Below are 19,459 nucleotides of genomic sequence, written 5' to 3' on the forward strand. Positions count from 1 at the left end.
ACTACCAGAACACGACCCGCGACGACTCGGCTTCGCTGCGAATCTCGTTCACGTAGGTGATCACGCGGGTGTAGACGCCCGGTTTGCCCGGTTGCGCGCAGCCGTCGCCCCACGACACCAGCCCGATGAGCGTGTTGCCCACGACCAGCGGCCCGCCCGAGTCGCCCTGGCAGGCGTCCACCTTGCCCTCGGGGTAACCGGCGCAGACCATCGACCGGGAATCGTAGTTCGAGTAGCTGGCCCGGCAGCCGGAGTCGCTGATGACCGGCACCTCGGCCTTGCGCAGGACGTCCGAGCGCGCCCCGCCGTCGGAGGTGCGGCCCCAGCCCAGCACCGTCGCGCGGGTGCCCTCGGCGTAGAGCGAGTCGTCGCCGGGCAGGTTCACCGGCTGGTACGGCAGGCTCTGCGACAACTTGAGCACCGCGACGTCGTTCCCCTTGCCCGGGTCGGAGAACGAGTCCGGCATCCACACCTCGCGCACGGACACGGTCTTGCCCTCGTTGGTGCGCTTGTCCGTGCGGCCCGCCACGACCCGCAGGTCCGCCCGCTTCACGGCGCCGGCGCAGTGCGCCGCGGTGGCCACGGCGGTCGAGCTGACGATGACCCCGCCGCAGAACTGGTTGCCGCTCTTGTCGGTCAGGTACACCGCGTACGGGTAGCTGCTGGTGGACGCCTCCGTACCGCCGACGATGTTCGGACGGGCGCCGGTGCTCGGCACGGCCGCGGCCACGGCCGCGGGGAACGCGGCGGCGGCGATGACCGCCGTCAGCGCCAGGCGGAACTTGCGGTCGCGTCGACGGTGCTTCGCCATGCGCGCGCTCCTTTCGGAAGAGCTCGATGAATCCCCCGGTGTCACACCCGATGGTCGAAAAACCGGCTTCGGGGCGTGAGATTGCCGCACATACAGTAATCGACAAGGGCCCGGAACCGGTGTCACTGAATCGGGTGGTATCCGGTTCTGCGAAGCTGGAGACGTGCGAGGAATCGTGGCGCTCCTGCTGGCGCTCGGGCTCGTGGCGTGCGGCGCCCCACCCGAGCCGCCACCCGCACCCGTGCCCTCGCCCACGGTCCCGGCGACCACGACAACCACCACGACCCCTGCACCGCCGCCCACCACGTCCACGGCACCGGCCTGGACCGTCGGCGCCACCCCGCTGCCCCGCCGCCCGGACGGCTTCGGCGAGATCCGGCCGACCCCGGCCGTGCTGCGCGACCGCCGCCTCCCGACGACGGACCTGCTGCCGCCGCCCGCGGACGGCCGCTACGCCTCGACGGTGAGCGCGGTCCCGGCGGACGTGCTGACGCGCAGCACCTGGCGGCCCGCGTGTCCGGCGGCCACGTCCGAGCTGCGCTACCTGACGATGTCGTTCTGGGGCTTCGACGGGAAGCCGCACACCGGTGAGATGCTCGTCGGCGCCTCGGTCGCGCGGGAGGTCACGCGCGTGTTCGGGCAGCTGTTCGCCGCGCGGTTCCCGATCGAGGAGATGCGGGTCACCTCGCCCGCCGAACTCGACGCTCCGCCGACCGGGGACGGCAACAACACCAGCGCGTTCGTCTGCCGCCCGGTGCGCGGCCAGACGAACTGGTCGGCGCACGCGTACGGCCTGGCGATCGACCTGAACCCGTTCTGCAACCCCTACACCAAGGACGATCTGGTGCTGCCGGAACTCTCCTCGGCGTACCTGGACCGCTCGTGGGTGCGGCCGGGCATGGTGGAGGCCGGTGACGCGACGGTGCGGGCGTTCGCCGCGGCCGGCTGGAGCTGGGGCGGGGCCTGGCGGGAGCCGAAGGACCGGATGCATTTCACCGCGACCGGCGGGTAGTAACGGGAACAGATTTCGGGTCCGGACCGGTTGTACCGGATCGGACTACTTGGGAGGTAACCGCACGTGCCCCACTACGACCTGGTGATCGTCGGAACCGGCTCGGGGAACTCGATCCTCGACCCCCGGTTCGCGGGCTGGAAGACGGCGATCGTGGAGAAGGGTGTGTTCGGCGGCACGTGCCTGAACGTCGGGTGCATCCCGACCAAGATGTTCGTGCACGCCGCGGACGTGGCCGCGACCCCGTCGGTGTCCAGCCGGTTCGGCGTGGACGAGACGCTGGACAAGGTGCGCTGGACCGACGTGCGCGACCGGATCTTCGGCCGCATCGACCCGATCGCCGAGGGCGGGCGCGAGTACCGGAAGAACCACGAGGACAACGCCGGCGTCACCGTGTACGAGGGCCAGGGGCGGTTCACCGGGCACAAGGAGCTGACGGTGTCGTTCGCGGACGGGCGGCCGGACGAGGTCGTCACCGCGGACCGGTTCGTGCTCGCCGCGGGCGGGCGTCCGGTGGTGCCGGACCTGCCGGGCCTGGAGGACGTGCGCTACCACACCTCGGACACCGTGATGCGGCTCGACGTGCTGCCCGCGCGGATGGTCATCGTCGGCAGCGGGTTCATCGCGGCGGAGTTCGCGCACGTGTTCCGCTCGTTCGGGGTGGAGGTCACGATGGTGGCCCGGTCCGGCGCGTTGTTGCGCAGCGAGGACTTCGACCTCAGCAAGCGGTTCACGGAGCTGGCCGAGCGCCGGTTCGACGTGCGGCTCAACCGCAAGACCGTGCGGGTGCGCCCGTCCGGGACGGGGGTCGCGCTGGAGCTGGAGGGCCCCGGCGGCGCGGAGACCGTCGAGGCGGACGAGCTGCTGATCGCGGTCGGGCGCCGGCCGAACACCGACCTGCTGGACGTGGCCGCGACGGGCGTGACCACGACCGAGAGCGGGCACGTGGTGGTCGACGACCACCAGGAAACGGTGGTCGAGGGGATCTACGCGCTGGGCGACATCTCGTCGCCGTACGAGCTGAAGCACGTCGCCAACCACGAGGCGCGGGTCGTGCAGCACAACCTGCTGAACCCGGACTCGCCGATGACGGCCGACCACCGGTTCGTGCCGCACGCGGTGTTCACCTCGCCGCAGATCGCCTCGGTCGGCCTGACCGAGCAGGAGGCACGGGCGCGGGGCGTGGAGTACGTGACGTCCACACAGGACTACGCCGGCATCGCCTACGGCTGGGCGATGGAGGACACCAGCGGGTTCGCGAAGCTGCTGGCCGACCCGTCGACCGGGCAGCTGATCGGCGCGCACATCATCGGCCCGCAGGCGTCGACGGTGATCCAGCCGCTGATCCAGGCGATGAGCTTCGGCCTCGACGCGAAGTCCATGGCCCGCGGCCAGTACTGGATCCACCCGGCGATGCCCGAGCTGATCGAGAACGCGCTGCTGAACCTGCCGCTGTGAGCGGTCAGCCGTAGCGGGACCGGTCAGCGGGGCGAGCAGGCGCCGGCGATCGCCGAGGTGTCCCAGTAGAACGGGTGCACCTCAGCGATCCGCCGGTCCACGATCGCGATGGTCTGCAGGATCGGGAACCGCAGCTCGCGCCCGGTTGCCCGGGCCCGGGCGTGGACGTGGGTGAGCACGACGAGCGGACTGCTGGTGCGGAGGAACTCCTGGGCCACCATTTCGAAGGTCTCCCACGCACCGCTCATCGCGGCGAAAAACCGCTCCAGTCCCTCGTGCCCGCGCCAAACCCCGCCATAGGGCAGCGCCTCCGCCTGGTGGAGGACCACGTCCGGGGCGAAGAACGGGGCAAGCGGTTCGAACGAGGCGCGGCCGGGACCACCGGCGGCCAGGTACGCGGCCTCGGCCGCGTACATACCGCGCAGCACCGACAGATCACTGGTTTCCATGATCGCTACTGTGGATCACGGCGCGGCTGAGCGCTGGCGGGAATCAGACGTAGCGTGGCCGGCCGGCGAAGAAGCCGAACACCATCTGCCCCGCCACCACGGCCAGCAGCATCGCGAACGGCACGGTCCACCCGTGCGTCACGTCGTGCAGCAGGCCGAACAGGAACGGGCCGACCGCGGCCAGCAGGTAGCCGATCCCCTGCGCCATCGCCGACAGCTTCGCCGTTTCGGCGCCCGTGCGCGCCCGCAGCGCGATCGTCGTCAGCGCCAGCGAGAACACCGCCATCCCGATGCCGATGAAGATCGACCACAGCAGCGGCGCCGCACTCGGCGCGACCATCAGGCCGGTCACGCCGGCGATGCCGAACACACCCAGCAGCAGGATCCACCCGCTCTGGCTGCCCTGCTTCGCGGCGAGCGGCGGCACGATCAGGCTCACCGGCAGGCCGAGGAGCGACACCAGGCCCATCATCAGGCCGGCGTCGGCGCGGGTCACGCCCGCGTCCATCAGCACCTGCGGCAGCCAGCCCATCACGATGTAGGCCAGGCAGGCCTGCATCCCGAAGAAGACCGTCACGATCCAGGCCAGCGGGCTGCGGAACAGCGACCGCGCGGCGGTCGCGTTCTCGCCCGAGGCGGCCCCGCCGGGACGGGTCCGCGCGGACGCCAGCCACAGCACGAGCGCCGCGACGGCCAGGGCCGCCCAGCTGGCGAGCCCGGGACGCCAGCCGCCGAACGCGCTGTCCAGCGGCGGGGTCAGCGCCGAGCCGAGGGCGCCACCGGCCTGCAGCGCGCCGGTGTAGAGCCCGGTCATCAGGCCGATCCGCGTCGCGAAGGACTCCTTGACCACGACCGGGATCAGCACGTTCGCCAGCGCGATCCCCGCGGTCCCGATCAACGTCCCGCCCAGCACGACCAGCGGCCCGTCCAGCACCCGCAGCACCAGGCCACCGGCCAGCAGCACGAGCGCGAGCGACACGGCCGTGGCGATGCCCAGGCGCCGGGCGACCACCGGCGCGGTCAGGCCGGCGAGCGCGAAGCACAGGCCGGGCATGGTCGTCAGCGCCCCCGCCCAGGTGGCGGACGCGCCCAGCGTGTCCTGCATCTCGTCGAGCACCGCGCCGACGCTGGTCACCGCGGGGCGCAGGTTCATCGCCGCCAGCAGGACCGCCACCGCGAGCAGCCCGCTGCCGATGAGCACGCGAGGCGCGGGGACGCGCGTCTTCTCCTCCACCGATGCTTCATCATTGACGGTCACAGCGGCTAGTATGACAAACATAGGATGATCGGGTGAAGGGATATCCCCGTGCCACTCGCCACTACTCGCCGGACCGGTCTCGTCGACCAGGTGATCGGGCAGCTCAGGGACGCCATCGCGGAGGGCGAATGGGCCATCGGCCAGCGGATACCCACCGAGGCGGCACTCGCCGAGAGCCTCGCGGTGGGACGCAACACGGTCCGGGAAGCCGTGCGCGCGCTCGCGCACAGCGGGCTGCTGGAGGTGCGGCAGGGCGACGGCACGTACGTCCGCGCCACGAGTGAGGTCTCCGGCGCGATCCGCCGGCTGTGCGGCTCCGAGCTGCGCGAGGTGCTGGGGGTGCGGCCGGCGCCGGAGGTGGAGGCCGCGCGGCTGGCCGCGACCGTCCGCACCGAGGAGGAGCTGGCGACGATCACCGAGCTGCTCGACCAGCGCGACGAGGCCTACCGGGGCGAGGACATCGAAACGTACGTGCGGGCGGACACCGAGTTCCACCTCGCGGTCGTGCGGGCCAGCCACAACGCGCTGCTCACCGAGCTGTACCGCGGGATTCTCGAGGCCGTGACGGCCAGTGTCGCGGCCACGACGGACACCCGCCTGCCCGAGACCGAGGCGATCGGCCACCGCGGCCTGCTGGAGGCCATCGCGGCGCGGGACACCGAGCGCGCGATGACCGAGGCGGCCGGCTTCCTGGACAACCTGATCGCCGACGCCTGACCGGCGGCGGGGCGAGCGTAGTCACGGTGCGAGCGCCAGGGGCTGCGCGACAGCCCCGCACGAACCCACCGTGGTGCGCGGTCCGCCCCGGCGCGCGGCTCCGCGGGCCGACCGTGGTCAGGGCAGCGTCAGGATCTCCGCGCCGTCCGCGGTCACCACCAGGGTGTGCTCGAACTGGGCCGTCCAGCTCTTGTCCTTCGTGGTGACCGTCCAGTCGTCGTCCCAGATGTCGTAGTCGATCGAGCCGAGCGTGATCATCGGCTCGATCGTGAACGTCATGCCCTCCTCGATGACCGTGGTCACCGACGGGTCCTCGTAGTGCAGCACGGTCGGCGCGGTGTGGAAGGCCGGGCCGACGCCGTGGCCGGTGAAGTCCCGCACCACGCCGTAGCCGAACCGCTTCGCGTAGGACTCGATCACGCGGCCGATCACGTTCAGCTGGCGGCCGGGCCGCACGGCCTTGATCGCGCGCATCGTCGCCTCGTGGGTGCGCTCGACCAGCAGCCGCACCTCCTCCGACACGTCACCGGCGCAGAACGTCGCGTTCGTGTCGCCGTGCACGCCGCCGATGTAGGCGGTGACGTCGATGTTGCAGATGTCGCCGTCCTGGATCACCGTCGAGTCCGGGATGCCGTGGCAGATGACCTCGTTCAGCGAGGTGCAGCAGGACTTCGGGAAGCCGCGGTAACCGAGCGTCGACGGGTAGGCGTTGTGGTCGAGCAGGAACTCGTGCACCACCTTGTCGACGTCGTCGGTGGTGTTGCCCGGCTTGACGGCCTTGCCGCCCTCCTCCAGCGCCTGCGCGGCGATCTTGCTCGCCACGCGCATGGCCTCGATGACCTCGGGCGTGCGCACGCCGTTGCCGGTGTCCCGCTTCGGCGCCGGCCTGTCCACGTATTCGGGGCGCGGAATGCTGGCGGGCACGGGGCGGCGCGGCGTCTGGACGCCAGGGGTCAACGGAGCACGCTGGGACATGACTCCACCCTACGACCCCCGACGGGCGCGGCGGCTGTGAGCCCGGTCAGAAAAGCACGGTCGCGTACCGGCCCACCTGGCTGAACCCGATGCGGCGGTAGGCGGCCAGCGCGGGGCTGTTGAAGCTGTTCACGTACAGGCTGGCCGTGCGGCCGAGCCCGTTGACGAGCCGGCTCACCACCGCCGCCGTGCCGGAGGCGCCCAGGCCGTGCCCGCGCCGGTCCGGCCGCACCCAGACGCCCTGGATCTGGCCCACGCTGCGGGACATCGCCCCGATCTCGGCCTTGAACACGACCTCGCCGTTCTCGAACCGGGCGAACGCGCGCCCGCTGGAGATCAGCTCCGCGACGCGGGCGCGGTAGCTCACGCCACCGTCACCGGCGCGCGGGTCGACGCCGACCTCCTCGATGAACATCGCGATCGCCGCCGGCAGGTACCGCTCCAGCTCGTCCGGGCGCACCGGGCGCACCAGCGGGTCCGGCTTCACCGCGGGCTGGGCGTCCATCGCCATCAGCGGCTGGTCGTCGCGCACCTCGCGGGCCGGGCCCCACTCCCCCGCCAGCTCGTCCCACAGCCCCAGGACCTGCTCGGCCGGGCCGACCAGCGACGAGCACACGCGTTGCTTGCGCAGGGCCCGGTCCGCGAACGACCGCAGGGCCGCCGCGTTGCCGCGCAACGGGATCAGGTTCGGGCCGGAGAAACACAGGCCGGGCAGGCGGCCGCCGCGGGCGCCCCGGTAGTCGGCGGCCCACAGCTCCCCGCCGAGGCGCCAGGGGTCCAGACCGGCCACCTCGACGCGCGCGCTGACCATGCAACTGGCCACCGGGTCCGCCGCGAGCACGGCACGGACCACGGCATCGTCCCGATCACTGAGCAGCCGTGCACCGGCAAGCCGCAACACGTCCACCAGATTGCCAGATGGAGTGGTGGATCGGGAAATCGTGGGGGATCAGGCGGCGCCGCGGTAGGTGCCGAAGGTCCACAGGTTGCCCTCCGGATCGCGGGCGGTGAAGGTGTGCGAGCCGTAGCCGGTGTCGTGGAGGGGCTCGACGATCTCCGCACCGGCCTGGCGCACCCGCTCGTGGATCTCGTCGACGTGGTCGGTGACCACGTACGCGGAGCCGGCGTTCTTCGTCTCGCCGTGGACGCCTGTGGTGTGGCCGGTGCTGCCGAACATGAAGCCGCCGCCTTCGGGCCAGCGCAGCTCGGCGTGGGCGATCTGCCCGTCCTCGCCCGGCACGACGAGCGTCTCGCGGAAGCCGAACACCTCGGTGAGGAACTTCCGCGCGGCGTGCGCGTCGTCGTAGCGGAAGGCGGGCCAGACGGTGGGTGGGTTCTCGGTCATGTCCCCGAGTCTGGGCCCGCCGAGGCGTCCTGGTCTTGGAGGAATGGGAGTTCCTCGGCGATCCAGGTGCGCGGCGAGCACCCGGCCAGGGCGCGCCACTCGTTGGACAGGTGGGCCTGGTCGTAGAAGCCGCAGTCGGCGGCGAGGGTGGCCAGGTCGGTGGGGGCCTGGCGGAGCCTGGCGATGGCGCGCTCGAAGCGGAGGACGCGGGCGGCCTGCTTGGGCGGCAGGCCCAGCTCGCGGCGGAAGCGTTCGGCGAAGTGGCGGCGGCTCCAGCCGACCTCGGCGGCGAGGTCCTCGACGCGGATCAGCCCACCGGCCGCGGTGAGGCGGCGCCAGGCCCAGGCGACCTCCCGGGCCGGTTCGCGGTCGGCGCGGGCGGGGCGGAAGACGTCGTCGAGGATGGCGAAGCGGTGGGCCCAGGTGGGGGCGTCGGCGAGGCGTTCGGCGAGGTGTTTCGGCCCCAGCTCGGCGAGGTCGACGACGAGGTTGCTCAGCTCGGTGGCCGGGACGCCGAACAGGGCGGGCGTGGCGAGCGGGTCGATCTCGACGTGGACGCCCGATTGGAAGGCGTCCTGGGCGATCAGGGCGGGCGCGGTGTGCATCCCGCCGAGCGCGGCGGTGTAGCGGCCCGGCGACTGGCCGGGGCGGGGCAGGCCGGTGAAGCGGATCGGCTCGGCGAGGCTGATGACGAGCGTGACGTGCCGCGAGGGCAGCCCGCGGTGGGTTTCGAGGGTCACGCCGTGCTGCGTGTAGCCGATGTACCGCGTGATCGCGGGCCGCAACTGCGGGTGCGGCGCACGAACAACCCACTCGGCCGTCACGGGCTCAGAACCCGGTGGTCTCCAACCGGATCCCGAACGGCTCGCCGATCTCGACGGGTTGCCCGAACGGGACCCGGACGGTCCGGCTGTAGACGCCCTGAACCGGCTCGGTGAACAGCGAGACCGCGGGGCCGTCCTCGTCGTAGGCGTCGATCAGCAGGTACTGCGGAATGCCGCCGTGGGCGTAGGCCCACTTCTTCTTCCGGTCGTGCTCACCGTTGCTCGGCGAGGTGATCTCCACGGCCAGGAGCACGTGCTCGGCCGGGACCGGATCGGAGTTCTCCGGCACAACGTCGCGCGGCACCACGCAGAGATCCGGCACGTGGATGCTCCCGATCGCGCGAATACCGACACCCAGCGTCTGGACGATGCCGCACCCCGCAGGGCGTGCCCGGCGCAGTGCATCGTCCACCAGATCTGCGATCAGGTTGTGCTTTCCCCCAGGCGGCGGCGTGATCTGAATCCCCTCGGCGGTGAGCTCCGGGCGCCAGCCCTCCGGCACCTGGAGTTCGCGCCAGGTGTCCAGCAGCCGTTCCCAGGTCATCGCCGAACCCGCGAATGCGGTGCTCATCGACCCACCCCGTTCCTGCCGTCCACGCGCCGTCCCGAAGGATAGCGGCCGGAGGGCCCGGATGTGCCCTCGGTGAGGGAGCCTAACTCACCGTGACGACGGGAGAACCGCTTCCTTCCGCGTCCCCCGCCTCCTCGGCGATGCGCATCGCCTCTTCGATCAGCGTTTCGACGATCTGGTGCTCCGGCACGGTCTTGATGACCTCGCCCTTGACGAAGATCTGGCCCTTGCCGTTGCCGCTCGCCACGCCGAGGTCGGCCTCGCGCGCCTCACCGGGGCCGTTCACCACGCAGCCCATCACCGCGACGCGCAGCGGGATCTCCATGCCCTCCAGGCCCGCGGTGACCTCGTCGGCCAGCTTGTAGACGTCCACCTGCGCCCGGCCGCACGACGGGCACGACACGATCTCCAGCTTCCGCGGCCGCAGGTTCAGCGACTGCAGGATCTGGATGCCGACCTTGACCTCCTCGACCGGCGGCGCGGACAGCGACACGCGGATGGTGTCGCCGATGCCCTGCCGCAGCAGCGCGCCGAAGGCCACGGCCGACTTGATCGTGCCCTGGAACGCCGGGCCCGCCTCGGTGACGCCCAGGTGCAGCGGGTAGTCGCACTGCTCGGCCAGGATCTCGTACGCCCGGATCATGACCACCGGGTCGTTGTGCTTGACCGAGATCTTGATGTCGTGGAAGTCGTGCTCGGCGAACAGCGACGCCTCCCACAGCGCCGACTCGGCCAGCGCCTCCGGGGTGGCCTTGCCGTACTTCTTCAGCAGCCGCGGGTCCAGCGAACCGGCGTTGACGCCGATCCGGATGGGCGTGCCGTGGTCCTTCGCCGCCTGGGCGATCTCGGCCACCTTGTCGTCGAACTTCTTGATGTTGCCCGGGTTCACCCGCACCGCCGCGCAGCCGGCCTCGATCGCGGCGAACACGTACTTGGGCTGGAAGTGGATGTCCGCGATGACCGGGATCTGCGACTTCTTCGCGATCGCCGGCAACGCCTCGGCGTCGTCCGCGGACGGGCAGGCCACGCGCACGATGTCGCAGCCGGCCGCGGTGAGCTGCGCGATCTGCTGCAGCGTCGCGTTCACGTCCGCGGTCAGGGTGGTCGTCATGGACTGCACCGAGATCGGGTGTTCACTGCCGACACCGACGTTGCCCACCATGAGCTGGCGCGTCTTGCGGCGCTCGGACAGCACGGGGGCGGGGAGGGCGGGCATACCAAGCTCGACGCTCATCGAATCCTCTACGGCGTGAGACGGGCTGCTGACGTTGTCCAGCTTACTCACAGGCCGGGCCCGGCACGGTGGCGACCGGCCGGAGCGAGTTCCCCCGCACAAGGCCCTGACCTGGTGAAACGTACCGCTACTGCAGCCTGATCGGGTTGACGATGTCGGCGGTGACGGTGAGCAGGGTTACGGCCCCGCCGATCAGCACCAGCACGACGGTGACCGCGGACAGCTTCGAGTAGTCGACCGGGCCGCCCGCGGCCTTGCCGCGCAGCTTGCGGATCCAGTCGCGGACCCGTTCGTACCAGATGACCGCGATGTGCCCGCCGTCCAGCGGCAGCAGCGGCAGCAGGTTGAACACGCCGACGAAGAAGTTCAGGCTCGCCAGCAGGAGCAGGAACAGCGACCACAGCCCGGCTTCGACGGCCTCGCCGCCGATGCGGCTCGCGCCGACCACGCTGACCGGCGTGTTGGGGTCGCGCTCGCCGCCGAAGATCGACGACACCACGGCCGGGATGCGCTCCGGGAACTCCAGCAGGCGCTGCCAGGTCTGGACGAACATGTCGCCGGTGAAGCCGGCCGCGCCGCCGATCGCGGTGATCGCGTTGTACTCGAACATGCGCTGGAAGGTGACGCCGATCGAACCGACGGAGACGACCTTCTCCGGCCCGTTGGGGTTGGCCGGGTCGGTGACCGGGCGGTCGACCCGCACCACGTCCACGGTCAGCGGCACGATCCGGCCGTCGCGCTCGACCTCGAACCGGGTCGGGCCGGACAGCTGCTGGATCGCCGCCGTGACGTCGGAGTAGGTCGGGGTGCGGGTGCCGTTGACCGACACGATCTCGTCGCCCGGCTGGATGCCGCCGCTCTTCGCCGGGGCCGCGTCGCCCGGCCGGCACACCGGGTTGGCGAACTCCTCGTCGGTGGTCGCGCTGCGCACGCACTCCGACACCGTGGAGATCTGCGGCTTGCCGACCGCGTTGGGCAGGCCCATCGTGGCGGCCATCAGGTAGAGCACCACGAAACCGAGGATGAAGTGCGTGACCGAGCCGGCGGCCATCACGACGGTGCGCTTCCAGGTCTTGAAGCGCCACATCGCGCGCGGCGCCTCGTCCGGCTTCACCTCGTCCAGCGCGGTCATGCCCGCGATGTCGCAGAACCCGCCCAGCGGGATCCACTTCAGGCCGTACTCCGTCTCGCCGCGGCGGAAGGAGAACACCGTCGGGCCGAACCCGACGAAGTAGCGGCGGACCTTCATGCCGAACGCCTTGGCGGTCAGCATGTGCCCCGCCTCGTGCAGCGCGACGGACACGCAGATGCCCAGCGCGAACAGCACGACTCCGAAAACGTAGGCCACCCGCTACTTCCCTCCGGTCAAGATCTCCGCGGCCCGGGCTCGTGCCCACTGCTCGGCCGCCAGTACCTCCGCGACGTCGCCAGGCTCGCGACGCCACTCGTCGGCGGCCTCCACCACCTGGGTAACAGTGTCCACAATCGCCGTGAAGCCGGCGTTCTGCGTCAGGAACGCCTCGACGCACACCTCGTTGGCCGCGTTGTAGACCGCGGGCAGGCAGCCGCCCACGGTACCGGCGTGCCGGGCCAGCTCGACCGCCGGGAAGGCCTCGTTGTCCAGGGGTTCGAACGTCCACTGGGCGGCCTGGTCCCAGCGGCAGGCCGGGGCCGCGCCGGGCACCCGGTCCGGCCAGTTCAGGGCGAGCGCGATCGGCAGGCGCATGTCCGGCGGGCTGGCCTGGGCCAGGGTGGAGCCGTCGGTGAAGGTGATCATCGAGTGCACGATCGACTGCGGGTGGACGACCACGTCGATCCGGTCACACGCGACGCCGAACAGCAGGCTCGCCTCGATCAGCTCCAGGCCCTTGTTGACCAGGGTGGCCGAGTTGATGGTGATGAGCCGGCCCATCGCCCAGGTGGGGTGGGCCAGCGCGTCTTCGACTGTGACGTTCGCCAGATCGGCGCGCTTGCGGCCGCGGAACGGCCCACCGGAGGCGGTCAGCACGAAGCGGTCGACCTCCTCGGCGCGGCCGCCGCGCAGTGCCTGGGCCATCGCCGAGTGCTCGGAGTCGACCGGGACGAGCTGGCCGGGCTTGGCCTGCTTGAGCACGAGCGGCCCGCCGGCGATGAGCGACTCCTTGTTCGCCAGGGCCAGCGTCGCGCCGGTGTCCAGGGCCTTGAGCGTCGGTTCGAGGCCCTGGGACCCGGGCAGGCCGTTGAGGACGACGTCGACCCGGACCGTGTTGATCAGCTCGACGACGGCGTCCCGGCCGGCGAAGATGCGCGGCAGTTTGAACTCGCCCCGCGAGTAGCCGCGCTTCTGGGCCTCGGCGTACAGCGCGAGCTGCAGATCCTCGACGACCGTGGGTTTCGTCACGGCCACCGCGTCGACCGGCTCGGCCAGCGCCTGCGCGGCCAGCAGCGCCGGATCGGACCCGCCCGCGGCGAGGCCCGCGATGCGGAAGAGGTGCTGGTTGCGGGCGGCGACGTCGAGGGCCTGCGTGCCGATCGAGCCGGTCGAGCCGAGCACGAGGACGGTGCGGGGTGCGTTCATCCGGGACATTGTCGCGAACCCGTCCGAGCGGGTCATCGGCGCGGGGCCGGTCGCGGTGTGGAATCATCCGGTTGGACGTTCAGCAGGGCCTGGAGGAGTGATCGTGGCGAGCAAGTCGGTCGAGAAGCGGCGGCAGGCCGCTCCGGCGAAGGTGGACCCGCGGGACGAGCCGTCGGCCGAGTGGGGCTGGCACGGCGGGTTCCCGAAGGGCGGGCGCATCGCGGGCTGGGTCACGGTCGTCGTGCTGCTGGCGATGATCTACAACAACCACGAGAACAACACCGAGAACGTGTGGCTGGTCGGCATCGCGGCCGGCATCGCGTTCGGGCTGCTCTGGGAGATGCGGAAGAAGCGCACGGCCTGGCGCCGCTGACGCAGGCGACGTGAGGAGGGGCCCCTCGGCGAGGGGCCCCTTCTTTGCTGCTCAGCCCTCGAACAACCCGTCCACACGACCGGACTCGGGCCCGGCGAAGCCGCTCGGCGATGCGCCCCGGAAGGCCGACGCGCATCCCGAGATCGGCGAAGACACGCTTCGACCTCGATCGGCCCGTCGCGCCGGGGGAAATGGGCGACGCACCCGAGCGCGATCCACGGCGCCTCGCCCTCGATCTCGGAAAGCAACCTCACACCGAGCTGAGGGCGGCAGAACACGGCGGTCGCCTGGCCCAGGGCGCGTGTGCCAGGTCGTCGGCCGAAAAGCACAGCTCGCCGGAGTACGGAACGTTACCGGTGGGAAAACCGGCCGCCCGGAAGGAACCGAGAAGTCCGGTGGACGAGTCCGCACCAGCGAAATCCCCCCGTCTCGCCGCGCCTTCGATCAGCCTTCGGCCGCCAGCTGCCCGCACGCGGCGGCGATCTCCTGGCCCCGCGTGTCCCGCACGGTGCACGCCACGCCGCCCTCGTTGACGCGCCGCACGAACTCCCTCTCGACCGGTTTCGGGGAGGCGTCCCATTTCGAGCCGGGCGTCGGGTTCAGCGGGATCACGTTCACGTGCACCAGCTGGCCCAGGTGCTTGCGCAGCCGCTTCGCCAGCAGGTCCGCCCGCCACGGCTGGTCGTTCACGTCCCGGATCAGCGCGTACTCGATCGACACGCGGCGGCCCGTCGAGTCGGCGTAGTACCGCGCCGCCTCCAGCACCTCGTCCACCGACCAGCGGTTGTTGACCGGCACGAGCGTGTCGCGCAGCTCGTCGTCCGGGGTGTGCAGCGACACCGCCAGCCGGACCTGCATCTTCTCGTCCGCCAGTCGCCGGATCGCCGGGGCCAGCCCGACCGTGGACACCGTGACCGACCGCTGCGAGATGCCCAGCCCGTTCGGCGCCGGGTCGGTGATGCGGCGCACCGCGGCCACCACCCGCTTGTAGTTCGCCAGCGGCTCGCCCATGCCCATGAACACGATGTTCGACAGCCGCCCCGGGCCGCCGGGCATCAACCCGTCCCGCATGACCGCGGCAGCCGACCGCACCTGGTCGACGATCTCCGCGGTCGACAGGTTCCGGGTCAGCCCGGCCTGGCCGGTGGCGCAGAACGGGCACGCCATGCCGCAGCCGGCCTGGCTGGAGATGCACAGCGTCGCCCGGTCCGGGTAGCGCATCAGGACGCTCTCCAGCAGCGTGCCGTCGTGCGCCCGCCACAGCGTCTTGCGCGTCGTGCCGTCGTCGCAGGCCAGCGCCCGCACCTCGGTCAGCAGCGGCGGCATCAGCTCGGACACCAGCCGCTCCCGGGACGCGGCCGGGATGTCGGTCATCGCCTCCGGGTCGGCGGTGAGGCGGGCGAAGTAGTGGTTCGACAGCTGCTTGGCGCGGAAGGGCTTCTCGCCGAGGTCGCTGACGGCCGCCGCGCGTTCGGCGGCGGTCAGATCGGCGAGGTGGCGAGGCGGCATCCCACGCCGGGGAGCCTCGAAGAGCAGCGGCAATGTCGACACAACCGCATATTGTCCCACGCCACCGCCCGGGGAACCCGCGCCGGGGTGCCGCACTGGCCACCGGCGCCGCGACGCTGCTCACCCTGCCCCGACCGGCACCGCGGACTTCGGATCAACGGCAGCACGCAGACGGGCCGGGCCACTGGCGCCACACCGTCTCCACAGGTCATCCAGGTCGACGACCCGGCGGACCGACAGCCGGGTTGCCTTACGACTGTTTCCGATATATCGTGAGAATGTCGGAACAGTACGGAAGGAGAACCGACATGAGACACGGACATTTCCCCCCGCCGCACGGGCGGCCCGCTTTCGGCCCGTTCGCCCGCGGTGGTTTCGGAGAGTTCCCCCCGGGCTGGGGCCCGGGCGGTCCGCGCGGCGAGTTCCGGGGACGCGGTCCCCGCGGCCCGCACGGCGGGCGGCGGGGACGACGAGGCGACGTGCGCGCCGCCATCCTCGCCCTGCTGGCCGAACAGCCCCGGCACGGTTACGAGATCATCAGCGAGATCGCCGAGCGCAGCGGCGGCTTCTGGCGGCCGAGCCCCGGCTCGGTCTACCCGACCCTGCAGCTGATGGCCGACGAAGGCCTGGTCGTGGCTCGCGAGGACGGCGGCAAGCGCCTGTTCGAGCTGACCGACGCCGGCCGTGAGGCGGCCGCGAACCAGGACGGGAAGCCGCCGTGGGAGCAGATCGCCTCCGACGTCGACCCGAACGAGGTCGACCTGCGCAAGGCGGGCGCCATGCTGGCCGCCGCCGCGGTCCAGGTGTCCCAGGCCGGGACGCCGGGTCAGAAGCGGCGCGCCGCGGAGATCCTCAACGAAGCCCGTCGGTCGATCTACGCCGTGCTCGGCGAGATCGACACCGACGACGAGGACGACGAGGAGTGACCAGGCAGCACGAGGCCGGCGGGCTTGTCGCGGACGAGAACGCGATAGCCCACCGGCACCGTGAAGCCCGCGCCGTGCCGGCCGCGCGATCCGTTGTCCCGTAGGACCTCTTCGATCGCGCGGTCGGCCACCTCCGGGCTGAACTCGATGCGCAGCACCGCCGCGAGGCTCTCGGAGTCGGCGAACCGCCACTTCGCCGTCAGTCGACGGCAGCGAAAACCCTGGCCGGCGAAGAACGCGTCGACCGCGGCCGGGTCGTAGTCGGGCAGATCGGCCCGCATCCACCGGCCATACGGCTCACTGGACACGTCCAGATCGACGATCACCAGCGCTCCCCCCGGCCGCAGCACGCGGTCCGCCTCGCGCAGACCGGGTTCGCAGCCCGGGCCGAAGAAGTACGCGGTGCGCGCGTGCACGACGTCGGCACTCGCGTCCGGCACCGGGATCAGCTGCGCGGAACCACGCAGCACCCGCACCGAAGACAGTCCGGCGACCCGGCGTTCCGCCCGGCGCACCAGCGGTTCGTGCGGCTCGACGCCGATCACCGACCGCGCCGTCCCGGCGAAGCGGGGCAGGTGAAAACCGTCCCCGCAGCCGACGTCCAGGACGTCCTTGCCCTGCCAGGGACATTCCTCGGCGAGGACCCGCCAGATGTCGCCGTCGACGTCCTGCGCGCGGTTCTCCAGCTCGTAGGTGTCCGGGTAGTACCAGATGTTGGGGCTGGGCAGGACGTCCGCCCGGGACGTGGTCCGCTGCCCACGCCGGGCGATCTTCCACACACCGCAAGGATAAATGAAAAGTTGCCCGGAAAGCGCTTCGCGTTCGGCCTAGACTTGCTGCCCTCCCCACCGATCGGAGGCGGTATGTCCGTCGGATCTTCGGCCCCGTCCGTTCTGCCGTCCGGGGTTCCGTGCTGGGTCGAGCTCGCCACCGTCGACGAGGCGGCGTCCCACCGGTTCTACGAGGGCCTCTTCGGCTGGACCTACGTGCTCAGCCGCGATCCCGCCACGCGCACCGGCCGGTACCTGATCGGCACGCTGGAGGGCGTGCCCGTCGGTGGTCTCTACCAGGCGGCGCCCGGGCAGGCGAGCGCGTGGATGATCAACATCTCGGTGCAGAACGCGCAGGCGGCGGCGAACTGGGTGCAGCGGCTCGGCGGTGCGGTCACGCTCGAACCGACCGTGCTGCCCCACCGCGGCTGCATCATGCACGGCGTCGAGCCCTCCGGCGCGCCGTTCGTGCTGTGGCAGCCGCCGCCGGACTGGGCGTTCGCGACCGGCTATCCGAACACCTTCTCCGGGGCGGATCTCAACACCCGCGACGGCGCGGCCGCGGACGGCTTCTTCACCAGGCTGTTCTCGTACACGAGCCTGCAGGTGGGCGACAACCGCGGCATCGACTACGTGGAATGGCGGCTGGACCAGCAACCGGTGCTGTACCGGTACGTGATGGGGCCCGAGTACCCGCCGCAGGCGCCGCCGCACTGGATGGTGTACTTCGGCGTCGACCCGGCCCGCGGCGCGGACGCGACGGCAGGCCACGCGCTCATGCTCGGCGGCACCGTGCTGGTGGAGCCCTACGACACGCCGTGGGGCCGGATCGCGATCCTCGCCGATCCGGCCGGGGCGGTGTTCTCGATCATCGACCACTCGCGCGTGAGCGAGGGCTGGGGCCGCGCCGAGGTGGACGACCCCTACGACGACTGAGCCGGTTCTTACCGTCGCGCTCTCCGGGCGTGCGACAGCTTGCCCGTCACGTCTGCACCCGGCCCGCCTCGGGCCACCCACACCGACCAGGACCGAACGACTGGTGCTCCGCGAGTCCGCTGCGGGACCGCGCTCGATCCTGGCGGCGCGGAGAGTCCGGGGTGTCTGCGTCCGGATGCCGGCTGGGCCGAACGCGTCTACCTGTTCCTGCCGAAGCCTCGGCGATGCGGTCGCGCAGCCGAGGCGCTTCCGGTCAGTTCAGGAACGCCGACAGCAGCAGGAACGACACCACGGCCGACGGCAGCAGCGAGTCGAGCCGGTCCATCAGGCCGCCGTGCCCGGGCAGCAGCGTTCCCATGTCCTTGATGCCGAGGTCCCGCTTCATCAGCGACTCGACCAGGTCGCCCAGCGTCGCGGTCAGCACGATCGCGACCCCGAACACCACACCCTGCCAGATCTGCCCGTCGAGCAGCAGCGTCAGCGTCAGCGCGCCCGCCACGACGCCCGCGACCAGCGAGCCGCTGAAGCCTTCCCACGTCTTCTTCGGGCTGATCGACGGCGCCATCGGGTGCTTGCCCTTGAGGACACCGGCGATGTAACCGCCGGTGTCCGACGCGACGACGCCGATCAGGAACGCCAGCACCCGGCCCACCCCGTCGGCGGGCGGGACCAGCATCGCCGCGAACGCGCCGAACAGCGGCAGGTACGCGGCGGTGAACACGGACGCGCTGATGTCCCGCAGATAGCCCTCGGCCCCGCCGGGCAGGCGCCACAGCAGGCAGGCCAGAACGGTGACCGCGAACGCGATCAGCGCGCCCTCGTAACCGAACGGCCAGGCCAGCCAGATCATCGCCTGACCGCCGGCCAGCAGCGGGACCAGTGCGAGCCGGATCCCCGCGGCACGGCGGAGCGCCTGCGCGAACTCGTACGTGCCGGCGGCGATCGCCGCCGCGATGATCCCGATGAACAGGTACCGCACGGTGAGCAGCGACACGAGGATCGCCGCGCCCAGCAGCAGCCCGACACCGATCGCCGCGGGAAGGTTGCGTCCCGCCCGCGACGCTTTCTTGGCCGGTTCGGCCGGCTCCGCAGAAGCCACGGGGGCCTTCTCGCGTTCTTCGCTCACCGGGGGCATCAGACCTCGAGCAGCTCGGTTTCCTTGTGTTTGACGAGCTCGTCGACCTTCGCCACGTAGTTGTCGGTCAGGTGCTGCAGTTCCTTCTCCGCGCGCGCGACCTCGTCCTCACCGGCTTCGCCGTCCTTGGCGATGCGGTCGAGCTCCTCCTTGGCCTTGCGGCGCACCCCGCGGATGTGGACCTTGGCGTCCTCGCCCTTGGACTTGACCATCTTCACCATCTCCTTGCGCCGCTCCTCGGTGAGCTGCGGGATGGTGATGCGGATGATCTGCCCGTCGTTGGACGGGTTCACGCCCAGGTCGGACTCGCGGATGGCCTTCTCGATCGCACCGAGCTGCCCCTGGTCGTAGGGCTTGACGATCACCATGCGGGCCTCGGGGATGTTGACGCCGGCCACCTGGTTCAGCGGCATCGTCGACCCGTACGCCTCGACCATGATCCGGGCGAACATGCCCGGGTTGGCCCGGCCGGTCCGCACCGACGACAGATCCTCCTTGGCGAAGGACACCGCTTTTTCCATCTTCTCCTCGGCGTCGAGGAGGGTCTCGTCGATCACGGCTACTCCCGTTGTCTGTGCTGTTGTTCCCGGTCCCCCGGC

21 protein-coding genes are annotated in these 19,459 nt (G+C 71.3%); 6 read left to right on the forward strand and 15 right to left on the reverse strand.

What is annotated here, in order from left to right:
• Position 1 precedes the first annotated feature (1 nt).
• Positions 2–811 (reverse strand): serine protease, encoded by an 810-nt coding sequence (locus D0D15_RS13750; RefSeq protein WP_115944479.1) that lies wholly within the window; start codon positions 809–811, stop codon positions 2–4.
• Positions 812–986: 175 nt separating this feature from the next.
• Here D0D15_RS13750 and D0D15_RS13755 point away from each other — a divergent pair, with 175 nt between their 5' ends.
• Both D0D15_RS13755 and D0D15_RS13760 read left to right on the forward strand, forming a co-directional pair.
• A complete protein-coding gene (locus D0D15_RS13755) occupies positions 987–1,823 on the forward strand; it encodes a M15 family metallopeptidase (RefSeq protein WP_198958346.1) in 837 nt (278 codons plus the stop codon).
• 66 nt (positions 1,824–1,889) lie between these two features.
• Positions 1,890–3,281, forward strand: coding sequence for a mycothione reductase (locus D0D15_RS13760; RefSeq protein WP_094007894.1), 1,392 nt, complete (start codon positions 1,890–1,892; stop codon positions 3,279–3,281).
• 23 nt (positions 3,282–3,304) lie between these two features.
• On the opposite strand, the gene D0D15_RS13765 is transcribed toward D0D15_RS13760, so the two are convergent.
• Entirely contained in the window at positions 3,305–3,730 is a 426-nt protein-coding gene (locus D0D15_RS13765) for a nuclear transport factor 2 family protein (protein WP_233157449.1), read from the reverse strand.
• A gap of 43 nt (positions 3,731–3,773) precedes the next feature.
• Positions 3,774–4,988 (reverse strand): CynX/NimT family MFS transporter, encoded by a 1,215-nt coding sequence (locus D0D15_RS13770; protein ID WP_369806819.1) that lies wholly within the window; start codon positions 4,986–4,988, stop codon positions 3,774–3,776.
• A 48-nt stretch (positions 4,989–5,036) separates the two neighbouring features.
• Here D0D15_RS13770 and D0D15_RS13775 point away from each other — a divergent pair, with 48 nt between their 5' ends.
• Positions 5,037–5,705, forward strand: coding sequence for a FadR/GntR family transcriptional regulator (locus D0D15_RS13775; protein ID WP_115944480.1), 669 nt, complete (start codon positions 5,037–5,039; stop codon positions 5,703–5,705).
• A 117-nt stretch (positions 5,706–5,822) separates the two neighbouring features.
• On the opposite strand, the gene map is transcribed toward D0D15_RS13775, so the two are convergent.
• The 8 genes from map to dxr all read right to left on the reverse strand — a co-directional run bounded on the left by map (position 5,823) and on the right by dxr (position 13,211).
• Positions 5,823–6,680, reverse strand: a complete 858-nt coding sequence (gene map / locus D0D15_RS13780; protein ID WP_094007890.1) for a type I methionyl aminopeptidase — start codon at positions 6,678–6,680, stop codon at positions 5,823–5,825.
• Between the two features lie 46 nt (positions 6,681–6,726).
• On the reverse strand, positions 6,727–7,581 hold the full coding sequence (locus tag D0D15_RS13785) for a GNAT family N-acetyltransferase (protein WP_094007925.1): 855 nt from the start codon (positions 7,579–7,581) through the stop codon (positions 6,727–6,729).
• A gap of 48 nt (positions 7,582–7,629) precedes the next feature.
• A complete protein-coding gene (locus D0D15_RS13790) occupies positions 7,630–8,025 on the reverse strand; it encodes a VOC family protein (RefSeq protein ID WP_094007889.1) in 396 nt (131 codons plus the stop codon).
• Complete coding sequence (locus D0D15_RS13795) at positions 8,022–8,849, reverse strand: helix-turn-helix domain-containing protein (protein ID WP_094007888.1); 828 nt, start codon at positions 8,847–8,849, stop codon at positions 8,022–8,024. Before D0D15_RS13795 ends, D0D15_RS13790 begins: the two co-directional genes overlap by 4 nt.
• A gap of 4 nt (positions 8,850–8,853) precedes the next feature.
• Entirely contained in the window at positions 8,854–9,420 is a 567-nt protein-coding gene (locus D0D15_RS13800; RefSeq protein ID WP_094007887.1) for a Uma2 family endonuclease, read from the reverse strand.
• Between the two features lie 82 nt (positions 9,421–9,502).
• Positions 9,503–10,654, reverse strand: a complete 1,152-nt coding sequence (gene ispG / locus D0D15_RS13805; protein ID WP_094007886.1) for a flavodoxin-dependent (E)-4-hydroxy-3-methylbut-2-enyl-diphosphate synthase — start codon at positions 10,652–10,654, stop codon at positions 9,503–9,505.
• A gap of 127 nt (positions 10,655–10,781) precedes the next feature.
• Positions 10,782–12,002 (reverse strand): M50 family metallopeptidase, encoded by a 1,221-nt coding sequence (locus D0D15_RS13810; RefSeq protein ID WP_094007885.1) that lies wholly within the window; start codon positions 12,000–12,002, stop codon positions 10,782–10,784.
• A 3-nt stretch (positions 12,003–12,005) separates the two neighbouring features.
• A complete protein-coding gene (gene dxr, locus D0D15_RS13815) occupies positions 12,006–13,211 on the reverse strand; it encodes a 1-deoxy-D-xylulose-5-phosphate reductoisomerase (protein ID WP_244214956.1) in 1,206 nt (401 codons plus the stop codon).
• Positions 13,212–13,308: 97 nt separating this feature from the next.
• On the opposite strand from dxr, the gene D0D15_RS13820 reads away from it, so the two are divergent.
• Positions 13,309–13,584 (forward strand): DUF2631 domain-containing protein, encoded by a 276-nt coding sequence (locus tag D0D15_RS13820; RefSeq protein WP_094007883.1) that lies wholly within the window; start codon positions 13,309–13,311, stop codon positions 13,582–13,584.
• Between the two features lie 444 nt (positions 13,585–14,028).
• Here D0D15_RS13820 and rlmN read toward each other — a convergent pair whose 3' ends face one another.
• Positions 14,029–15,135: a dual-specificity RNA methyltransferase RlmN gene (gene rlmN, locus D0D15_RS13825; protein WP_094007882.1), complete on the reverse strand. Its 1,107-nt coding sequence runs from the start codon at positions 15,133–15,135 to the stop codon at positions 14,029–14,031.
• 437 nt (positions 15,136–15,572) lie between these two features.
• Between rlmN and D0D15_RS13835 the strand changes: the two genes are divergently transcribed.
• Positions 15,573–16,019, forward strand: a complete 447-nt coding sequence (locus tag D0D15_RS13835; protein WP_094007881.1) for a PadR family transcriptional regulator — start codon at positions 15,573–15,575, stop codon at positions 16,017–16,019.
• On the opposite strand, the gene D0D15_RS13840 is transcribed toward D0D15_RS13835, so the two are convergent.
• Positions 15,968–16,798 carry a class I SAM-dependent methyltransferase gene (locus D0D15_RS13840; RefSeq protein WP_094007880.1) on the reverse strand — a complete coding sequence of 277 codons (831 nt, stop codon included), beginning with the start codon at positions 16,796–16,798 and terminating at the stop codon, positions 15,968–15,970. The genes D0D15_RS13835 and D0D15_RS13840 overlap by 52 nt on opposite strands.
• An 84-nt stretch (positions 16,799–16,882) precedes the next feature.
• Between D0D15_RS13840 and D0D15_RS13845 the strand changes: the two genes are divergently transcribed.
• Positions 16,883–17,725, forward strand: coding sequence for a VOC family protein (locus D0D15_RS13845; protein ID WP_094007879.1), 843 nt, complete (start codon positions 16,883–16,885; stop codon positions 17,723–17,725).
• A 253-nt stretch (positions 17,726–17,978) separates the two neighbouring features.
• Here the strand turns inward: D0D15_RS13845 and D0D15_RS13850 are convergent, their stop codons facing one another.
• A complete protein-coding gene (locus D0D15_RS13850) occupies positions 17,979–18,860 on the reverse strand; it encodes a phosphatidate cytidylyltransferase (RefSeq protein WP_094007878.1) in 882 nt (293 codons plus the stop codon).
• Positions 18,860–19,417: a ribosome recycling factor gene (gene frr, locus D0D15_RS13855; protein WP_094007877.1), complete on the reverse strand. Its 558-nt coding sequence runs from the start codon at positions 19,415–19,417 to the stop codon at positions 18,860–18,862. Before frr ends, D0D15_RS13850 begins: the two co-directional genes overlap by 1 nt.
• Positions 19,418–19,459 lie beyond the last annotated feature (42 nt).

The organism is Amycolatopsis thermalba, assembly GCF_003385215.1.
Lineage (GTDB): Bacteria > Actinomycetota > Actinomycetes > Mycobacteriales > Pseudonocardiaceae > Amycolatopsis_E > Amycolatopsis_E thermalba.